The sequence below is a fragment of the Pseudoalteromonas sp. BSi20495 genome (assembly GCF_000241185.1).
In the GTDB taxonomy this organism is placed as follows: Bacteria; Pseudomonadota; Gammaproteobacteria; order Enterobacterales; family Alteromonadaceae; genus Pseudoalteromonas; species Pseudoalteromonas fuliginea.
Map to the genome: position 1 here is coordinate 17,030 of NZ_BADY01000009.1, position 17,257 is coordinate 34,286.

General features: G+C 35.7%; 16 protein-coding genes and 1 pseudogene. 16 read left to right on the plus strand and 1 reads right to left on the minus strand.

Features of this window, described 5'->3' with window-relative positions; all coding sequences use genetic code 11:
• Positions 1 to 2: 2 nt before the first annotated feature.
• The 16 genes and pseudogenes from neuB to P20495_RS22750 all read left to right on the plus strand — a co-directional run bounded on the left by neuB (position 3) and on the right by P20495_RS22750 (position 16,329).
• The gene (gene neuB, locus P20495_RS19125; RefSeq protein ID WP_008133563.1) at positions 3 to 1,076 is read left to right on the plus strand and encodes an N-acetylneuraminate synthase; all 1,074 of its coding nucleotides are present in this window, start codon (positions 3 to 5) and stop codon (positions 1,074 to 1,076) included.
• Entirely contained in the window at positions 1,066 to 1,725 is a 660-nt protein-coding gene (locus P20495_RS19120) for a NeuD/PglB/VioB family sugar acetyltransferase (RefSeq protein WP_008133564.1), read from the plus strand. Before neuB ends, P20495_RS19120 begins: the two co-directional genes overlap by 11 nt.
• Positions 1,715 to 2,767, plus strand: a complete 1,053-nt coding sequence (locus P20495_RS19115) for a nucleotidyltransferase family protein (protein WP_008133566.1) — start codon at positions 1,715 to 1,717, stop codon at positions 2,765 to 2,767. Before P20495_RS19120 ends, P20495_RS19115 begins: the two co-directional genes overlap by 11 nt.
• Positions 2,768 to 3,355: a cytidylyltransferase domain-containing protein gene (locus P20495_RS19110; RefSeq protein ID WP_008133568.1), complete on the plus strand. Its 588-nt coding sequence runs from the start codon at positions 2,768 to 2,770 to the stop codon at positions 3,353 to 3,355.
• 109 nt (positions 3,356 to 3,464) lie between these two features.
• The gene (locus P20495_RS19105; RefSeq protein WP_008133571.1) at positions 3,465 to 4,499 is read left to right on the plus strand and encodes a polysialyltransferase family glycosyltransferase; all 1,035 of its coding nucleotides are present in this window, start codon (positions 3,465 to 3,467) and stop codon (positions 4,497 to 4,499) included.
• Positions 4,500 to 4,526: 27 nt separating this feature from the next.
• On the plus strand, positions 4,527 to 5,747 hold the full coding sequence (locus tag P20495_RS19100) for a lipopolysaccharide biosynthesis protein (RefSeq protein ID WP_008133573.1): 1,221 nt from the start codon (positions 4,527 to 4,529) through the stop codon (positions 5,745 to 5,747).
• The gene (locus P20495_RS19095) at positions 5,701 to 6,264 is read left to right on the plus strand and encodes an acyltransferase (protein WP_008133575.1); all 564 of its coding nucleotides are present in this window, start codon (positions 5,701 to 5,703) and stop codon (positions 6,262 to 6,264) included. The genes P20495_RS19100 and P20495_RS19095 overlap by 47 nt, the downstream gene beginning before the upstream one ends.
• Before the next feature lie 1,198 nt (positions 6,265 to 7,462).
• Positions 7,463 to 8,185 (plus strand): glycosyltransferase, encoded by a 723-nt coding sequence (locus tag P20495_RS19085; RefSeq protein ID WP_008133579.1) that lies wholly within the window; start codon positions 7,463 to 7,465, stop codon positions 8,183 to 8,185.
• A 1-nt stretch (position 8,186) separates the two neighbouring features.
• Positions 8,187 to 9,131, plus strand: a complete 945-nt coding sequence (locus tag P20495_RS19080) for a glycosyltransferase family 2 protein (protein ID WP_008133580.1) — start codon at positions 8,187 to 8,189, stop codon at positions 9,129 to 9,131.
• Positions 9,128 to 10,243 carry a GDP-mannose 4,6-dehydratase gene (gmd, locus tag P20495_RS19075; protein WP_008133582.1) on the plus strand — a complete coding sequence of 372 codons (1,116 nt, stop codon included), beginning with the start codon at positions 9,128 to 9,130 and terminating at the stop codon, positions 10,241 to 10,243. The genes P20495_RS19080 and gmd overlap by 4 nt, the downstream gene beginning before the upstream one ends.
• Before the next feature lie 61 nt (positions 10,244 to 10,304).
• Positions 10,305 to 11,270: a GDP-L-fucose synthase gene (locus P20495_RS19070; RefSeq protein ID WP_008133584.1), complete on the plus strand. Its 966-nt coding sequence runs from the start codon at positions 10,305 to 10,307 to the stop codon at positions 11,268 to 11,270.
• A gap of 1 nt (position 11,271) precedes the next feature.
• Entirely contained in the window at positions 11,272 to 11,748 is a 477-nt protein-coding gene (locus P20495_RS19065) for a GDP-mannose mannosyl hydrolase (protein WP_008133586.1), read from the plus strand.
• Between the two features lie 2 nt (positions 11,749 to 11,750).
• Complete coding sequence (locus P20495_RS19060; RefSeq protein ID WP_008133588.1) at positions 11,751 to 13,172, plus strand: mannose-1-phosphate guanylyltransferase/mannose-6-phosphate isomerase; 1,422 nt, start codon at positions 11,751 to 11,753, stop codon at positions 13,170 to 13,172.
• The gene (locus P20495_RS19055; protein WP_008133590.1) at positions 13,172 to 14,590 is read left to right on the plus strand and encodes a phosphomannomutase; all 1,419 of its coding nucleotides are present in this window, start codon (positions 13,172 to 13,174) and stop codon (positions 14,588 to 14,590) included. The genes P20495_RS19060 and P20495_RS19055 overlap by 1 nt, the downstream gene beginning before the upstream one ends.
• A gap of 77 nt (positions 14,591 to 14,667) precedes the next feature.
• Positions 14,668 to 15,480: a glycosyltransferase gene (locus P20495_RS19050; protein WP_008133593.1), complete on the plus strand. Its 813-nt coding sequence runs from the start codon at positions 14,668 to 14,670 to the stop codon at positions 15,478 to 15,480.
• 49 nt (positions 15,481 to 15,529) lie between these two features.
• Positions 15,530 to 16,329, plus strand: a pseudogene (locus tag P20495_RS22750) (sugar phosphate nucleotidyltransferase).
• 131 nt (positions 16,330 to 16,460) lie between these two features.
• Here P20495_RS22750 and P20495_RS19970 read toward each other — a convergent pair.
• Positions 16,461 to 17,257 (minus strand): beta-CASP domain protein (locus P20495_RS19970; RefSeq protein ID WP_033014883.1); only part of this gene is annotated, 797 nt, incomplete at its 5' end.

Below are 17,257 nucleotides of genomic sequence, written 5' to 3' on the forward strand. Positions count from 1 at the left end.
CTATGACATTAATTATTGCTGAAGCGGGTGTTAATCATAATGGCAGTGACGATTTAGCATTTTCTCTTGTTGATGCAGCGCATCAAGCTGGAGCTGATATAGTTAAATTTCAGACATTTAAAGCTAAAAATTTGGTTACTGAAGATGCACAACAGGCTGAGTATCAGATCACGAATAGTGGCCAAAAAGAGTCTCAGTACTCAATGCTAAAGCGATTAGAATTAAGCTACGAAACACATCATAAGTTAGTTAAATATTGTAATGATTTAGGCATTGAGTTTTTATCTACAGCATTTGATTCAGAGAGCCTATCGTTTTTAGTTGATGATTTAGGAATAACACGTTTAAAGTTACCATCTGGTGAGATAACAAATGCGCCATTGGTACTTGAGCACGCAAGAACAGGCTGTGATCTAATTGTATCAACAGGTATGGCGACACTTTCTGAAATCGAGCTAGTATTATCGGTAATTGCTTTTGGTTATTTAAATCCCAAAGGTAACCCAACAGATGAAGCCTTACAAACAGCTTACTTTTCAGAACAAGGCAAGCAATTATTAAAAGACAAAGTAACGCTTTTACATTGCACAACTGAATACCCAGCTCCATTCAATGATATAAATTTAAATGCTATGGACACAATGAAAGATGCATTTAAGTTAAAAGTAGGGTACTCAGATCATAGTGCCGGTGTAGTGGTACCTATTGCGGCTGTCGCCAAAGGAGCTACTTTAATTGAAAAGCACTTCACTGTTGATAAAGCATTACCGGGCCCAGATCACAAAGCATCTCTTGATCCTATCGAATTAAAAGAAATGGTTGATGGCATTCGCATCGTGGAAAAAATATTAGGTGATGGAATTAAGGGCCCACGCCCTTCTGAAGTAAAAAATAAAGTAGTCGCTCGTAAAAGCTTAGTTGCAGCACAAGCAATTAAACAAGGTGAGATTTTGACTGAGCAGCTTATTTCAGTAAAAAGGCCTGGGGATGGTATTGCCCCAATTAATTTTTGGAAACTATTAGGTACTCCAGCTACTAAAGATTATTTAGTTGGTCAATTACTCGATGAAAAATAAACCTCTTTTAATTATTGGTGGCGGAGGCCATGCTGCAGCATTAGCTGAAATTCTTATCAGGCAAAAAAAGAAGATCGTTGGTGTAGTTGCTCCACAGATAACTGCAGGGCATATAATTTTCGAAAATATAGAACATTTTTTCAATGATGACGACATCCTTAACTTTAGTCCAAAAGATATATTATTAGTTAACGGTATTGGTTCAATGCCTTACAAGTCATTTAGAGAAACTGTTTATAATCGTTTTCGAAAACTAGGTTATGAGTTTGTAACAGTCATAGCCGATTCAGCTTTAGTATCCGATTATTCTATTTTAGAAAGCGGTGTACAAATAATGAATAATAGTGTGGTTAATATTGGGAGCCGGATTGGTGAAAATAGCTTAATAAACACTTCAGTTTCTATAGACCACGATTGTAATATTGGTGAAAATTGCCATTTAGCTCCCGGTACTACTTTAAGTGGTCAGGTTATAATTGAAAAAAATGTGCACGTAGCTACGGGTGTTAGTGTCATTAATAATATCACTATAGGTCACAGCACTATAGTTGGAGTCGGGGCTAATATAACTAAATCAATCCCATCAAACTCCATTGTGTATGGTGCGCGTTCAGTAATTAGAGGATTAGGTATAACAGATGACAGTTAACTGGCAAAAAGTAGTGATTGAATCTTCAGTTTCAATTAAAGAAGCTTTAAGAGTTATTGATAAAGAGGCCTTAAGGGTCGCTTTGGTCGTTGATAACAATAAATTAATTGGCATGGTAACTGATGGTGATGTTCGCAGGGGGATATTACAAGGCATAGAGCTTTCTGCACCAGTAAGCGAAATAATGAATACTAATCCAGTCAGCGCTAACGTTTCATTAAGTAGTCATGATTTAAAAGCTCTAATGCAGTCGCGCAAGATATTATCACTACCTATAGTAAATGATGAGGGGCAGCTCGTCGGACTAAAAACATTATACGATACTCTTGTAATTGAAAAACGTGAAAACCCTGTTTTTATTATGGCAGGAGGCTTTGGTACTCGTTTAAGGCCATTAACAGATAACTGCCCCAAGCCCATGCTCAAAGTTGGTGATAAACCAATGCTTGAGACATTAATTAATAATTTTAAGAGTCATGGCTTTTACAAGTTCTATATTTCCACACATTATTTACCTGAAGTTATTGTTAACTACTTTGGTGATGGTAGCCAATTTGGCATTGAAATTGAGTACATATATGAAGAAACTCCTTTAGGGACAGGAGGTGCGCTTTCTTTATTACCAGATACGTTACCTAAAGAGCCTCTAATTATGATTAATGGTGATATTTTAACAAACGTAGACTTCTCTAAAGTGCTCGATTTTCATGACAAGCATGCAAGTGATGCAACAATGTGTGTCCGTGATTATGAGATTAAAATTCCCTTTGGTGTTATTGAAGGTGAAGGGCACGAAATTACAGCAGTGGTAGAAAAGCCTACGTACCGTTATTTTGTGAATGCAGGTATTTATATTATTTCTAATCATATAATTAATTCGCTTCCAAAAAATGAGCGATTAGATATGCCAACATTATTTGAAATAAAACAGCAAGCAGGCTTCAAAACTTTAAAGTTTCCAATCCACGAATATTGGTTAGATGTGGGCCGCCATGATGACTTTAATAAAGCACAAACAGATATCCACGAATTAGGTCTATAAATGAAACCAAAAGTATTAGCTGTAGTTCCTGCTAGGGCCGGTAGTAAACGATTACCTCAAAAAAATATTAAATTATTAAATGGTTTACCTCTTATAGCACATACATTTGAGGCAATAAAAGACTCAAAATATATCAGTGCAACAATAGCTACTTCAGACTGCCCAACAGTACTTAATATAAGTGCTCAATATGTAAATACTTACCCCTTAAATAGGCCCGTTGAGCTCGCAGTTGATACAGCGTCAACTGCTGATGTAGTTTTACATGCTGTAGAGTATGCGAAGCAATTTGAGGAGTTTGATGTTGTTTGTTTATTACAACCTACGTCCCCGTTGCGAACAACGCTGGATATTGATAGTGCTATTGCCCTATATATTGAAAAACAAGCTAAAGGCGTAGTTTCTATGACTAAGTGCGAGCATTCTCCACTCTGGGCTACACCATTAGATACACCTAATGAATTTAAGAGCTTCATAAAGGGGCTGACTAACGCTCGATCCCAAGACCTTAAAGAGTTTTACCAATTAAATGGCGCAATATATTTAGTGGATCATAATGTACTCATTGATACAAAAAAATATTTTTAGAGGATCATTACTATCCTTTTATAATGACTCCAGAAAACTCAGTTGATATAGATACACTATTGGACTTTAAATTTGCTGAATTATTGGTTGCTTCTAGGATGGTTGGAAAGTGAAATATTTTCTAATTAATAATAACTTCCATCTTAGGGATGTCTTAGAGCGAGTGGAGCACTTTAAGTTAGTTGATGTTACCTTAATATGCGTCCCTCACACTTTAGAGTTGGAAGAGGTTGAGAAACTCAAGTTTGATTACTATATATTCAATAGTCCATTGACGGAGAGACTTGGCTGGCTGAGAATCAGTAAGTTTTTAAAGTCCATATCAAACGTTAAAAAAAGTTTATGTTTAAATAGTCTTGATGAACTTTATATCTACACAGAATACGAGTTGTTAAATCACTTCGTTGTGAATCAGTTTGTTAATGTAAAAGCTAAAGTAAACCTCATTGAAGAGAATGGTCTCGCTTCATATGCTTTAAACAAAGTGGCTTGTAATAACAATCTTAACTATTTAGCGGTTTGCCACCCAAAAACTTTTTTGGCGCAATTGTTTTACAGCGGAATATTTACGAAGTGTTATGTTTCAGGACGGGAGATATTTCCCATCCTACCTGACCATACATACAGTAAAGTAATTTATTACTCAGATGTTAGTTGTCAAAGAAAGTTTAAACCGATTGTCGAAAAGTGGAAATTATTTTCTTCATACAATAGAAAGAACGATTTAATACCTAACGATTCTCATGGCTTAGCGGTGTTATTTCTATCGCAGGATGTATACAACTTTTACATGACAGTCGAGGAGTATTTGTTACATTTAACTACCGTAGATAACGATATTTTGTCTAATTATGAACAAGTTTATTTTAAGTTTCACCCAAGAGAGATTGGCACTGAGATCGAGGCTAAAGTCAGAGGCTTGTTTCCATCTTTTACATATATCGAATCGGACTCTCCTGTCGAAATACTTGTAGATACAATGAAACCAAAGCTAGTGGTCAGCTTTTTTTCTTCGGCTTTAATTAATTTGTATCGTTCGGGGTGGTGTATTCAATTTACTCTTTCTAAGTGGGGTGGGTTAGAGTATAATGAGCTGCTTTTAGCGGTAAAAGAATCACTCATTGAAATTGGCATTGATGCTTAAGTTATTAAATAGACTTGGTGTGATAAATTGCTAAAGTACATAACAGTAATTAAATACTTAGCTGTCAGCTTCATTCAGCTAATAGTTGGATTTATTTCGATTCCAATCATAACTCATTTGATGCCACCTGCCGAGCTTGGAAAGTTCGGTCTTATGATGGGGGTTAGTGTAATATTAATACCATTGATTTCATTGTGTGCTGAGAGCTACCTACCAGTAGCAAAATCAAAAAGCAAACATTTTCCTGATATTAAAAAAAGTATTTATGTTTTGTCGTTTGTATTGTTTTTGTTTTTCTTTGGGGTCACATTTTTTTTCATAATTGATAAGTCCGTTAGCTGGTTATTATTACTATTACCACTTTTCTGTTGGGTTAGAGCGATTAGGGTGGCACAACAATCAGAGTTGATTTATGATGAAAAAGTTAGTGTTTTCGGTGTGTCTAATATAGGGCTTTCAGTACTAACTCTGTTCTTTAGTGTTGTTTTTCTAAAATATATAAATAACGACTCTTACTCAAGATTGTTTGCTATGGCCTTAGCTGAGTTTTTAGTTCTAATTTTATGTATGAAGCATGTCCAGTCAATAAAGTCTTCTAACTTTGATTTTTCTGAAATGAAACTTATATTTAAGTTTTCATTTCCTTTGCTTCTCTCTTTATTTCCAGCGTGGGTAATTAATGAGTATGGTAAAGTTTTTGTTTCAGATAATGGTTCTCTCGTTTTGGTAGGTATCCTTACCGTTTCATTACAGATTTCTGCGTTTCAATTACAAATTAATGCCGCGGTAAACAATTCTTTTTTGAAAATAATTTATTCTGACATTGATAAGATGTATTCGATAAAGTTATTCGGAAGTATTATACTGATTTTATTGTTTACAACATCTATAGGTGCATTTTTTATTTACGTCTTAGGTGAAAAGTTAGTTTCTGCTGAATATGAAGGATTTGTGTCTATAACTATGATTTTATTTATAGGCGTCTTTTTTCAGTCTACTGCCTCCGTGCCTGCTTTGTATGCAAATCACATTGGCAAGACCTCTTGGAGGCTTTATTCGTTATGTCTAGGTGCTTTAGTTAGTATTGTACTGCTTCACTTTTTTATCGATTTGAGTCAAAGTTTGAAACAAGTTTCTTATGTCTACGCACTGTCTATGGCAGTATATTTTATTACTTTATTAATAATGACCTTTACATTCCATGTTAAAAAAAATAATTTTGCAAAGCCTTTTTCTTTTAAAAGCTGATTTGTTTTTAGAAAGGGTCAAACGGCTGTTTGAATACCTTCAAGAGTATCGCTATAAATATATATATGGCGAGAACTTTAATTTTGTTAATCAAGGGCCAGGAGGTTTCCAAATTTCCGGTGATGCAAGCAAGTTTGAAATGGGTCGGTGTAGTCATATCAAAAGCAATACTTTTATTGAATGCAGTGGTGGTGTTTCAATAGGTCGATACTTTCATACAGGTCGCGGTTTAACTATTTTTTCAACGTCACATAATTGGAAAGATAGCACTAAGATTCCTTATGATGAATTAACTTTAATTAAGCCAGTTGTCATAGCAGATTTTGTTTGGTTTGGCGCGAATGTCACAGTATTACCTGGTACAGTTATTGGTAACGGGGTTGTGGTTGCTGCTGGTTCAGTTGTACGAGGGAGTATTCCTGATTTTTCTATTGTTGCTGGCAATCCTGCTATCGTAATAGGTGAGAGGAATGCAGATGAATTTCTTCACCTTTTAAACAATAAATGTTTTTTCTAATTATTATATTTAAAGCATTTTTGAACATATGAGTTAAAATATGTTGTTTTTTTCTATTTTATTTTTAGTTTTTTTTGGTGTTTTTGTTTTTAAAATATCTGTTAGGAATCTGGTTTCTGAATTTATTTTTGACAGGTCAAAAGTAAGTTTTCTGCTTTTTATTTTTTTATTTTTTCAGGTGCTTTCTGGTATTTTATTTCGTTTATATCTCCCTCATGTACCAGATAATTTGATGTTTACTGAAATTATTCAAACTAGGGGATTAAATGCATCACACGGTGGTAATTTAGACTTGCTTGGTTTTCTTTTTTATTCATTTCCTATTTCATTCATTGTTCAAGGTAATGACTTCTTATATTTAGTATATCAAAAGTTATTGGTGTCCTTATCGATTGTTTTTTTCTTCATTGGATTTTCAAAACTGTTATCTATGGGCAAGGTTAGATATGGCTCTTTTGTTGCTTTTATTGCTTTTATCAGTTTTTATCCTTCATATTTCATTCATTACAATAATATATTGAGGGAGTCTTATGAGCTATTCTTTTTTAGTTTCTTCGTTTACTTTTTAAGTGGTTATCGTTTTTTCTGGGCTGTTATTTTTTTTGTTTGCTTAATAAGTGTTAGGTTTGATTCTGTGGTATACGTACCTTTTTTTTTGTTATATTTTTTGTTTAAAAGTAAATTTTTAAATCGAAGCAAACCAGATGTACTGATTTCTTGTTTTTTATTGGCTTATCTTTTGTTTTTATTTTCTCCTTATTGTTACGATTTCTTCATCCAACATAGAATCAATAAGTTTGAGTTCTTTTCTGGCTTAGGAATTCCGAGAAGTACATTGTTTGAATCCTTCGACGGACATAATTACTTAGAATTTTATAAGTTTTATATTTACTCTCTTATTCAGTACATATTTGACCCTATATCTATTAAAGTTATGTCTGGAACTTTTTTTATGTGGCTGGAAACTATTTTCAGTGTCTCTATGTTTTTATTATTATTTTTCGTAATTTGTTTTAGGAAAAGTATTAACAGGGTCGTTTTGATTTTCTTATGTGTGATACTTTTACAGTCCTGTGTTGAGTATTTTATTCAAGGGGGGATGAGACATCGTTTAATCCCCTATTTAGTAATTCTGTTATTCATATCAAATGTATTTGTGAATAAAAAAAGTTTATATAATTCTATTTAGTGAGCTTCTATGCCTAAAATAACAGTTGTAACAGTAATGTTTAACCCTGATTTGACTCAGTTAGAAAAAACCATCTTATCTGTTGTCAAGCAGTGCTCAACAAATTTCGAATATGTTATTCAAGATGGTGGTTCTACTGAGAGTGCAGCACTATCACTAGCTAGTAAGTATGAAAGTGAATATAGTTTCCTCAAGGTTTATAGCAACAAAGATAGCTCTATATATGAGGGGATGAATAATTCTATTAGAAACTCTCATGGGGACTTTGTGCTATTCATTAATGTAGGTGATTTGTTAGTCAGTAATACGGTTGTTAGTAATTTGATTCCATTGCTTACAGATGAAGTGAATATATTGGCATCTCTATCTATTTTTAATGGTTTTGAACTGGCGACTTCTAAAGTTATTTATCAAAAGCCACTTTCAAAGTTTATAATTAGAAACCTATGTCATCAAAGCTATTTAGTTCGTAGAGAGTTAGTGACTTTTGATGAATCATTGAAGCTATCTGCTGATTTCAAACTACTTTGGGAGGTTTTTATGTGTAATCCTAATATGATTCATTATACTAAATTATGTATTTGCTTTTATAAATCCGGCGGTATATCTGATATTAATAATAAGGAAGTTTATTACGAAATTATTCGTGCTATTTGGCATAGTCCTAAACATATTGTTTTGTCTAAGCTATTTAATATTTCTTTATACTTTTTGAGATTAGTTAGGTCGTAGTATGATATCTGTTGTTATTCCTTTATTTAATAAGCAAAAGTATGTAAATTTTTGTATCGAAAGTCTATACCTTTCAGCTACTAACGCTGGTGTTGAAATTGAAGTTGTAATCGTTGATGACTTCTCAACAGATGGCTCGGTTGGGCAGGTTCTTAGTTCAGAACGTAATGTTAAACTGTTGCAATTAAATGAGAATAAAGGGCCGTCCTACGCCAGAAATTTTGGAGTAAAGCATACTACATTTGACTTTGTTTATTTTATTGATGCCGATGATTTTGTTGACTTAAATTTTTTTTCAGCTCTACACCTTTCATTGCAATTATATCCAAAAGAGTCCGTTTATGTTTTTGGTGTGAAGCGTGTTGTAGACAAAATTGACTATGACCACTCTAGCAAAACAATAAATTCAAATATAAAGTGTAAAACTGCTTATGAGTACCACAGGACTTTATGTGAAGGCTTGCTTTTGTTCACAGCGTCAAGTGTTTGTGTAAGAAAGGATGTTTTTGATGAGGTAGGTTTCTTTGATGAAGGTTCGCGTTATTCAGAAGATGCTGAGTTTTGGGCTCGGTTGTCAGCAAATTATAACTCAATAGTTTGTACCTCTAAGCTTTGTTATTATAGGGCTGTTAATAACTCTTTATCTCAAGTTAGTTTCAAAAAGCTAGAACAAAAACCAATTTTACTAATTAGACTTTTTAAGCAGATTAATAAATCATCTCCTGAAGAAGTTAGAGGAGCTTTTTCATTGATGTTTTTAAAATATTTATTTTTAGTTTCAAAAAATAAAAAATCGAATAAACGGTTAATATGGAACTTGAATTATTTTAATAATTGCTCTTTTCCGTATAATCTTTACTCTTTCCTAATTTATATGTGTCCACCATTTGTTTTAGCAAGCATTTTTAGCTTGTTCCTTAAATTTAAAAATTGGAGATTTAATTGAAAAAAGCTTTAATAACAGGTATCACTGGCCAAGATGGCTCATACCTAGCTGAGTTGCTATTGGAAAAGGGTTACGAAGTACATGGTATAAAACGCCGTGCATCTAGTTTTAATACCGAGCGCGTTGACCATATTTATCAAGATCGCCACGAAGCGAACCCACAGTTCTTTTTACATTATGGCGATTTAACGGATACGTCGAACTTAACTCGTATTTTAAAAGAAGTGCAGCCAGATGAAGTGTATAACTTAGGCGCACAAAGCCATGTAGCAGTATCGTTTGAAGCGCCAGAATACACCGCCGATGTAGATGCGATTGGTACTTTACGTTTATTAGAGGCAATTCGCTTTTTAGGCCTCGAGAAAAAAACGAAGTTTTATCAAGCCTCTACTTCTGAGCTGTATGGCGAAGTACAAGAAATTCCACAAAAAGAAACTACACCGTTTCATCCACGTTCACCGTATGCAGTTGCAAAAATGTATGCCTACTGGATAGTAGTGAACTACCGTGAATCGTATGGTATTTATGCGTGTAATGGTATTTTGTTTAACCATGAATCTCCACGCCGTGGTGAAACTTTTGTTACGCGTAAAATTACCCGTGCACTGGCCAATATTTCACAAGGTTTAGAAAAGTGTTTGTATCTAGGTAACATGGACGCACTTCGTGACTGGGGCCATGCCAAAGATTACGTGCGTATGCAGTGGATGATGCTGCAACAAGATGTAGCTGAAGACTTTGTAATTGCAACAGGTAAACAAATTTCGGTACGTGATTTTGTTCGCCTCTCAGCTAAAGAGTTAGGTATAACACTGGAATTTAGCGGTGAAGGCGTAAACGAAATTGCAACAGTGGTCGCGATTGAAGGCGACAATGCCCATGCGCTAAACGTAGGTGATGTAATTGTTAAAGTTGATCCGCGTTATTTCCGTCCTGCAGAAGTTGAAACCTTACTTGGCGATCCTTCAAAAGCGAAAGTAAAATTAGGCTGGGTGCCTGAAATTACCGTTGAGAAAATGTGTGCTGAAATGGTACAAAACGATTTAGGTAAAGCAAAACAGCACGCAATTTTAAAGTCACATGGCTATGATATAAACGTTTCTGTAGAGTAATTACAGTTTAATTAAAGTATTGTAACCCAGCACTTGCTGGGTTTTATTATTGGTAACAAACATGAATAAAAAGCGTATATTTGTTGCTGGCCACAATGGTATGGTTGGCAGTGCGATTGTTAGGCAACTTCAATCAGAAAGTAATATAGAAGTTGTTATACGTTCAAGAGCTGAGCTTAACTTACTTAGCCAAGCTGACGTACAAGCATTCTTTTATGATAATAAGATTGACCAGGTTTATTTAGCTGCCGCTAAAGTAGGAGGTATTGTTGCTAATAATACTTATCCTGCCGAGTTTATTTACGAAAACCTTACTATACAAAACAATATAATTCATAGTGCACATGTAGCAGGTGTTAATGATCTCTTATTTTTAGGTTCATCATGTATATACCCTAAACTTGCTGAGCAGCCAATGCGAGAAGATGCGCTACTTACAGCCACATTAGAGCCAACGAATGAGCCTTATGCCATTGCAAAAATTGCAGGTATTAAGATGTGCGAATCTTACAATCGCCAATATGGTCGTAACTATCGCTCAGTCATGCCAACAAATTTATATGGTGAAAATGATAATTTCCACCCTAAAAATTCACACGTAATACCCGCATTGTTACGCCGCTTTCATGAAGCTAAACTTGCAGGCGATGCTCAAGTTGTTGCTTGGGGTTCAGGTAAGCCGATGCGTGAGTTTTTACATGTGGATGATATGGCCTCTGCATCAATTCATGTTATGAATTTAAATTGTGATGTTTATAAAAATAATACTCAAGATATGCTTAGCCATATTAACATTGGTACAGGTATTGACTGTACTATTCGTGAATTAGTTGAAACTGTTGCGAAAGTTACCGGCTTTGAAGGGGGGATTGTATTTGATAGTTCAAAACCTGATGGGGCACCACGTAAATTAATGGACGTTTCTCGTCTTAAGTCACTAGGCTGGGAGTACTCTATTAATTTAGAAGATGGTTTAAAAGTCACTTATGAATGGTTTTTAAACAATCAACATAGTTTTAGAAAATAATATGTTTTTAGATAATGCAACATTTACTACAGTGATTGATAGCACGCCCCTTGTATCTATGGATTTAGTTGCCATTAACGAACAAGGACAAGCTTTGTTAGGGGAGCGATTAAATCGCCCTGCACAAGGTTATTGGTTTGTACCCGGTGGTCGGATTCTTAAGAACGAACCTTTAGAGCATGCATTTAAAAGACTCACTCTTGAAGAGTTGGGTAGTGAACTAGCAATTGAAAGTGCTGAATTACTTGGCCCATATGACCACTTTTATAACGATAGTGTATTTGGCGAGCATATAAAAACACATTATGTTGCTATTGCCTATATTGTAAGAGTATCAGCAGAACAGTTAAGTCATTTACCTATAAATGAGCAGCATGGTAGTTATAAATGGTTTGATATGGCTGATTTAAAATATAATCCACAAGTACATATTCATACTAAATGGTACTTTGATGCAATAACAACAAAAGGAATTTAATAATGATTTTACCAGTAATTCTGGCCGGTGGTTCAGGTACACGTTTGTGGCCACTTTCACGTGGCAACTATCCAAAACAATTTTTAAAGCTTAACGGCGAGCACACAATGTTACAAAACACACTAAGTCGCTTAGATGGTTTAGACCATAAACCAGCTATGTTAATTTGTAATGAAGAGCATCGCTTTATAGCTGCAGAACAGGTTCGCCAATTGGGTGTTGAGCATAGTGGCATATTTTTAGAGCCAGTAGGACGTAATACTGCACCTGCAATTGCCCTAACTGCCTTTAAAGCAATTGTTCAGGGGGCTGATCCATTATTGTTAGTCTTAGCTGCCGACCATGTTATTGAAGATACGCCTGCTTTTCAAAAAAGTGTAACCGCTGCCGCTGAGCTTGCTAAACAAGGTAAACTGGTTACTTTTGGTATTGTGGGTAATAAACCAGAAACAGGGTATGGATATATAAAACGTGGTGAGCAGTATCAAGCAGGTTTTGTCGTAGACAGCTTTGTAGAGAAGCCAGATAGTGCAACAGCAGAGCAATATATTAATAGTGGAGATTATTACTGGAATAGTGGCATGTTTTTATTTAAAGCAAGCCGATATTTAAGTGAGCTCAAAGCATTTCGCCCTGATATTTATCAAGCATGTGAAGCAGCAATGCAAAATCAAAATAATGATTTGGATTTTATTCGTGTTGATAAAACGGCGTTTGAAGCATGTCCAGATGAGTCTATAGATTATGCAGTAATGGAACATACCAAAGATGCAGTTGTAGTCCCTATGGATGTAGGGTGGAGCGATGTAGGTGGTTTTGCTGCTTTGTGGGAGGTATCTAAACAAGATGAAAGTGGCAATGCATTCAATGGTGATGTAAAAGCTGTAAATACAAAAAATACATTAGTTCATAGCTATGACAAATTAATAGCAGCAGTCGGTGTTGAAGATCTAGTGATTATAAATACTAAAGACGCTGTATTAGTTGCACATAAAAATGAATCACAAAAAGTAAAAGTAATAGTACAGGAGTTAAAAAATGAACACCGAAGCGAAGCTACTTTTCATAGAGAAGTCTATCGCCCTTGGGGTAAATATGATTCTGTTGATAGCGGTGATCGCTTTCAAGTCAAGCGTATAACAGTTAAACCAGGAGCTAAGCTGTCGGTTCAAATGCATCATCATCGCGCAGAGCATTGGATTGTGGTTTCGGGTACTGCAAAAGTTCACCTAGACGGAAAAGAGCAATACTTGACGGAAAATGAGTCCGTATACATCCCTATAACTTCGGTACATGCACTTGAAAACCCAGGCAAAGTGAATCTTGAACTCATTGAGGTTCAGTCTGGCTCGTATTTAGGCGAAGATGACATTGTTCGTTTTGAAGACCGTTATGGCCGAGTTGCGCCTTCGGAGAAAAACTAATGTTAGTAAGCCATAATGTGATTAGTAAAAGTAATATTACTTTCGGTACTAGCGGTGCGAGGGGATTGGTAGAGGATTTTAGCGCCAACGTGTGTGCAGCTTTTACTGTGTCGTTTATTGAAACCATGAGATTAACATTTTCTTTCAAAACAGTGGCGATTGCCATTGATAATCGCCCCAGCAGTTATTCAATGGCCCAAGCCTGCGCCAGTGCTGCAGAGCAATTAGGTTTATCGGTTATTTACTATGGTGTTATACCTACACCTGCGTTAGCATGCAGAGCTATGGCGTTAAATATTCCATCGATTATGGTAACAGGTAGTCATATACCGTTTGACCGTAATGGGCTTAAATTTTATCGTCCAGATGGTGAAATTAACAAACCTGATGAGTCGTCGATTATTAATGGTCAATTTGTATTTGAGCCGTTAGATATGTTAATAAAACTATCTGTATCTAATGATGCTGCAGATGCGTATGTGGCACGCTACCTTAATTTATTTGATTCCCCATTTTTGCATGGTAAACGGATTGGTATTTACCTACATTCAAGCGCCGGGCGTGATATTTACCCTGTATTATTTAAGCAATTAGGTGCTGAAGTGGTGTTGATCGACCGTAGTGATACCTTTGTTCCTATTGATACGGAAGCCGTTAGTGAAACTGATGCCCAAAAAGCTATTGATTGGACAGCACAATATAAATTAGATGCGCTGTTTTCTACAGATGGTGATGGCGATAGGCCTCTTTTAACTGATGAAAAAGGAGTGTATTTGAGAGGGGATCTTCTATGTTTGCTTGCTTCTAAAATCTTGGGCATCGAAGCTGTTGTTGCTCCTATTAACTGTAACTCTGTAATTGAAACCTCTGAAATATTTAAAAAAGTTATACGATGCCAGATAGGTTCTCCATATGTAATTGCTGAGTTTGATAATTTAAAAAAAAGCTATGGATTAATTGCTGGTTTCGAAGCGAATGGAGGGTTCATGCTTGCTTCAGATATTGAAGTTAATGGTGTCTTATTAACTGCTTTACCAACTCGGGATGCTATATTACCAATTTTAGCTGTACTTTCCGTTGTAGATAAAATTACTATCTCCTCTTTATTGGAAAATTTACCTTCAAGATATACTGAAAGCGATCGAATCCAGAGGGTTTCAAATGCCAGAAGTATAAGTGTTTTAAGTTTAGGTATAAATGACCCTTCAGCTTTATTATCAAAATTGGGTTTATCTCACTTAAAAGCTATCAAACTAGATCAAACCGATGGTTTACGCATAACTCTAAACAATGGCGAAATAGTTCACTTACGCCAGTCTGGTAATGCACCCGAGCTCCGTTGTTATGTTGAAGCAAAACATTATAGCCGTGCAAAAGAGCTTGTTAAGATGGTTGTAACAAATTTATCCAAATTTTAATTAAATAGATTGTGCTCTACTAAGTTTGTATATAATCGAGTTGCACTGATTTCGTCAGTTTTAATTAGGTGTTTTTAATGAAGTTTTCTGTTTTAATGTCGGTTTACCAGAAAGAAAATAAGTTTTTATTAAGTGATGCGCTGAATAGTGTTTATAGCCAAACGGTTCAAGCAACAGAGGTCGTGCTTGTACAAGATGGACCTTTAACAGCAGATTTATATAGTGTAATTGATAACTGGAAAAGTAAGTTAAATATAATTGATGTTGTTATAGCCAGTAACGTTGGGTTGGGGGAAGCGCTTAATAAAGGTTTGCAGCATTGTAGCTATGAATTAGTAGCAAGAATGGATACTGATGATATCGCACTCCCAGTGCGCTTTGAAAAACAATTAGCTGCTTTTGAATCACAAAAAATAGATGTTTGTGGTTCATGGATTAGTGAATTTGACAGTGATCCGAGTTCGATATTGTCTATAAGGCAAGTACCAGAAAGCCATGCTGACATAATAAAGTTTGCGAGGACAAAAAATCCTATGAACCACCCATCCGTTATGTTTAAAAAAACAACGATAGTAGAAAGTGGTGGTTATCAAAATATACTGTACTTTGAAGATTATTATTTATGGTTAAGCCTTATTAAAAGCGGTGCAGTATTGTATAATATACCTTCTCCATTAGTGCATATGCGAGCTGGATTAAATCAGTTGTCTAGGCGAAGTGGTTATTTGTATTTTAAACGAGAGTTCAATTTTTACAAATACTGCTATAAAAATAAATTACTTCCTTTAGGCACTGTTATAAAAAATATGTTGATTAGAATGCCATTAAGATTATTACCCAAAGCTGTAATTGCAAAAATTTATTCATTACTAAGGAGTAATAATCCCTAATGTGAACACTTAGGTTATTAACTATTGTGTTAATTATTAAAGGTCTAAAATGAAAGCTGTAATTCCTGTTACCGGCTTAGGCACTCGTATGTTTACTATGGCTAGACAATCCCTAAAGAAACGCTCTCCTTGGTTGATAAACCGCTGATTCAATACATTGTAAATGAATCAGCGGTGGTTATTAAAGAGATTGTGCTAGTGACACATAGCTCTAAAAATGCCATTGAAGACCATTTTGATACCAGTTTTGAGCTAGAAACCACGTCAGAAAAACGCGTAAAACGTACTTTGCTAGAAGAGATGCGCTCTATTTTCCTCACAGAACTGACTATTATGTATGTGCACCAAGTTAAAGGTTAGGGCACGTCATTTTATGTCCCAAGCCAATAGTTGGTGATAGTGATTTTGTTGTGGTGTTACCCGCTGTAATATTGGATGCTTATGAGGTAAAAAAACTTAAAGCTTAGCGGATATTACTGTTTTGAGCAAGCCCATGCTAGCCAAATTATTTTAGAGCCTGAGATGTAAGTACGGCATTGCTGATATTAAGGGTGTAGAGCTTGCTACTGGTGAAAGTACAGCATTTAAAAAATGGTTAAAAAGCTAGCCGCTGAGTTTGTTTCTTCAAACCTAGCGTTTGTTGGCCGCTAGGTATTAAGCAAAAATATTTGTCTATTACGGGCTAAAAAACACGTTGGCGCTGTTTGTGAAATATGGCTAGCGGGTTCTGTTGATGCATTATTTGCTATTGATACGGTAGAAGCGCTGCATATAAGTGGCCGCTCACACGAATGTTGCGATAAACTCGGTTATTTAAGAGGGATTGTAGAATACAGCATGTGCCACTAAAGCTTAGGGGGGGTACCAGGGGAAGAGTTTAATGAGTATACGAAAGAGTAGGTTAAAGGTTTAAGCCAAGTACGGTGTTAAAATTTACTGCTGCGGATTTCGGGTAACGAGCTATGGGTTCGAACCTTAACCTATCCTTTTCCAATTTCAACTTTTACATCATTCCCCAACAAGCTCCTATATTTTTTAGCCAATACATTTTTTGCTTCATCGTCGCCGTGCACTATTTTTATGCAACTTGGCTTTTTATGCATGCCGGTTACAAATTTAATTAATCCACTTTGATCCGCATGTGCGCTGTAACCGCTTATGGTGTGTACTTTTGCGTTTATGGTAATACGTGTGTTGTTAATAACCACATAGCCACTACTTGGGCCGTATTTTTGTATATTGCGCCCTAATGTCCCTCTGCCTTGGTAACCTACAAACAATACATCTGTTGTTTTATCTCCCAAAAACTGCTCAAGATAATTAACTATTCGCCCGCCGCTACACATGCCGCTGGCGGCTAAAATAATAGCGGGGGTTTGGTGCGAGGTTAAGTAATTAATAATAGCTTTGTGCTCGTGATGCGTATCAATTGTTGTAAGGTTTTTAAAATCGAGCGGGTGGCGACCTTTGGCTATTTTGCGCTTAGCTTCTGCATCCCATAAATGTTTAAACTTAATATATTGATCGGTAAAATTAGCAGCCATGGGGGAGTCGAGTATTACGTGAATGTCTCGCCACTTAGAATTTTTAGGTGCCTTATAAATTAGTTGCTCAAGTTCGTAAAGCAACTCTTGTGTGCGGCCAATACTAAACGCTGGCACAAGCACGATGCCGTTGTCGGCAACTGCGCGCTCTATGACCAATTTTAAAGTTTGTGTGCGTTCTTTGCGGCCTTGATGGTTTTTGTCGCCATAGGTTGACTCAATAACTAGAGTGT

What these genes read in the sequence shown, in the direction of transcription:
- P20495_RS19115 (WP_008133566.1), top strand. Translation starts at nt 1,715, where the DNA reads ATGACAGTTAACTGGCAAAAAGTAGTGATTGAATCTTCAGTTTCAATT.
- P20495_RS19095 (WP_008133575.1), top strand. Translation starts at nt 5,701, where the DNA reads ATGTTAAAAAAAATAATTTTGCAAAGCCTTTTTCTTTTAAAAGCTGAT.
- neuB (WP_008133563.1), top strand. Translation starts at nt 3, where the DNA reads ATGACATTAATTATTGCTGAAGCGGGTGTTAATCATAATGGCAGTGAC.
- P20495_RS19050 (WP_008133593.1), top strand. Translation starts at nt 14,668, where the DNA reads ATGAAGTTTTCTGTTTTAATGTCGGTTTACCAGAAAGAAAATAAGTTT.
- P20495_RS19085 (WP_008133579.1), top strand. Translation starts at nt 7,463, where the DNA reads ATGCCTAAAATAACAGTTGTAACAGTAATGTTTAACCCTGATTTGACT.
- P20495_RS19110 (WP_008133568.1), top strand. Translation starts at nt 2,768, where the DNA reads ATGAAACCAAAAGTATTAGCTGTAGTTCCTGCTAGGGCCGGTAGTAAA.
- P20495_RS19060 (WP_008133588.1), top strand. Translation starts at nt 11,751, where the DNA reads ATGATTTTACCAGTAATTCTGGCCGGTGGTTCAGGTACACGTTTGTGG.
- P20495_RS19080 (WP_008133580.1), top strand. Translation starts at nt 8,187, where the DNA reads ATGATATCTGTTGTTATTCCTTTATTTAATAAGCAAAAGTATGTAAAT.
- P20495_RS19055 (WP_008133590.1), top strand. Translation starts at nt 13,172, where the DNA reads ATGTTAGTAAGCCATAATGTGATTAGTAAAAGTAATATTACTTTCGGT.
- P20495_RS19065 (WP_008133586.1), top strand. Translation starts at nt 11,272, where the DNA reads ATGTTTTTAGATAATGCAACATTTACTACAGTGATTGATAGCACGCCC.
- P20495_RS19070 (WP_008133584.1), top strand. Translation starts at nt 10,305, where the DNA reads ATGAATAAAAAGCGTATATTTGTTGCTGGCCACAATGGTATGGTTGGC.
- P20495_RS19120 (WP_008133564.1), top strand. Translation starts at nt 1,066, where the DNA reads ATGAAAAATAAACCTCTTTTAATTATTGGTGGCGGAGGCCATGCTGCA.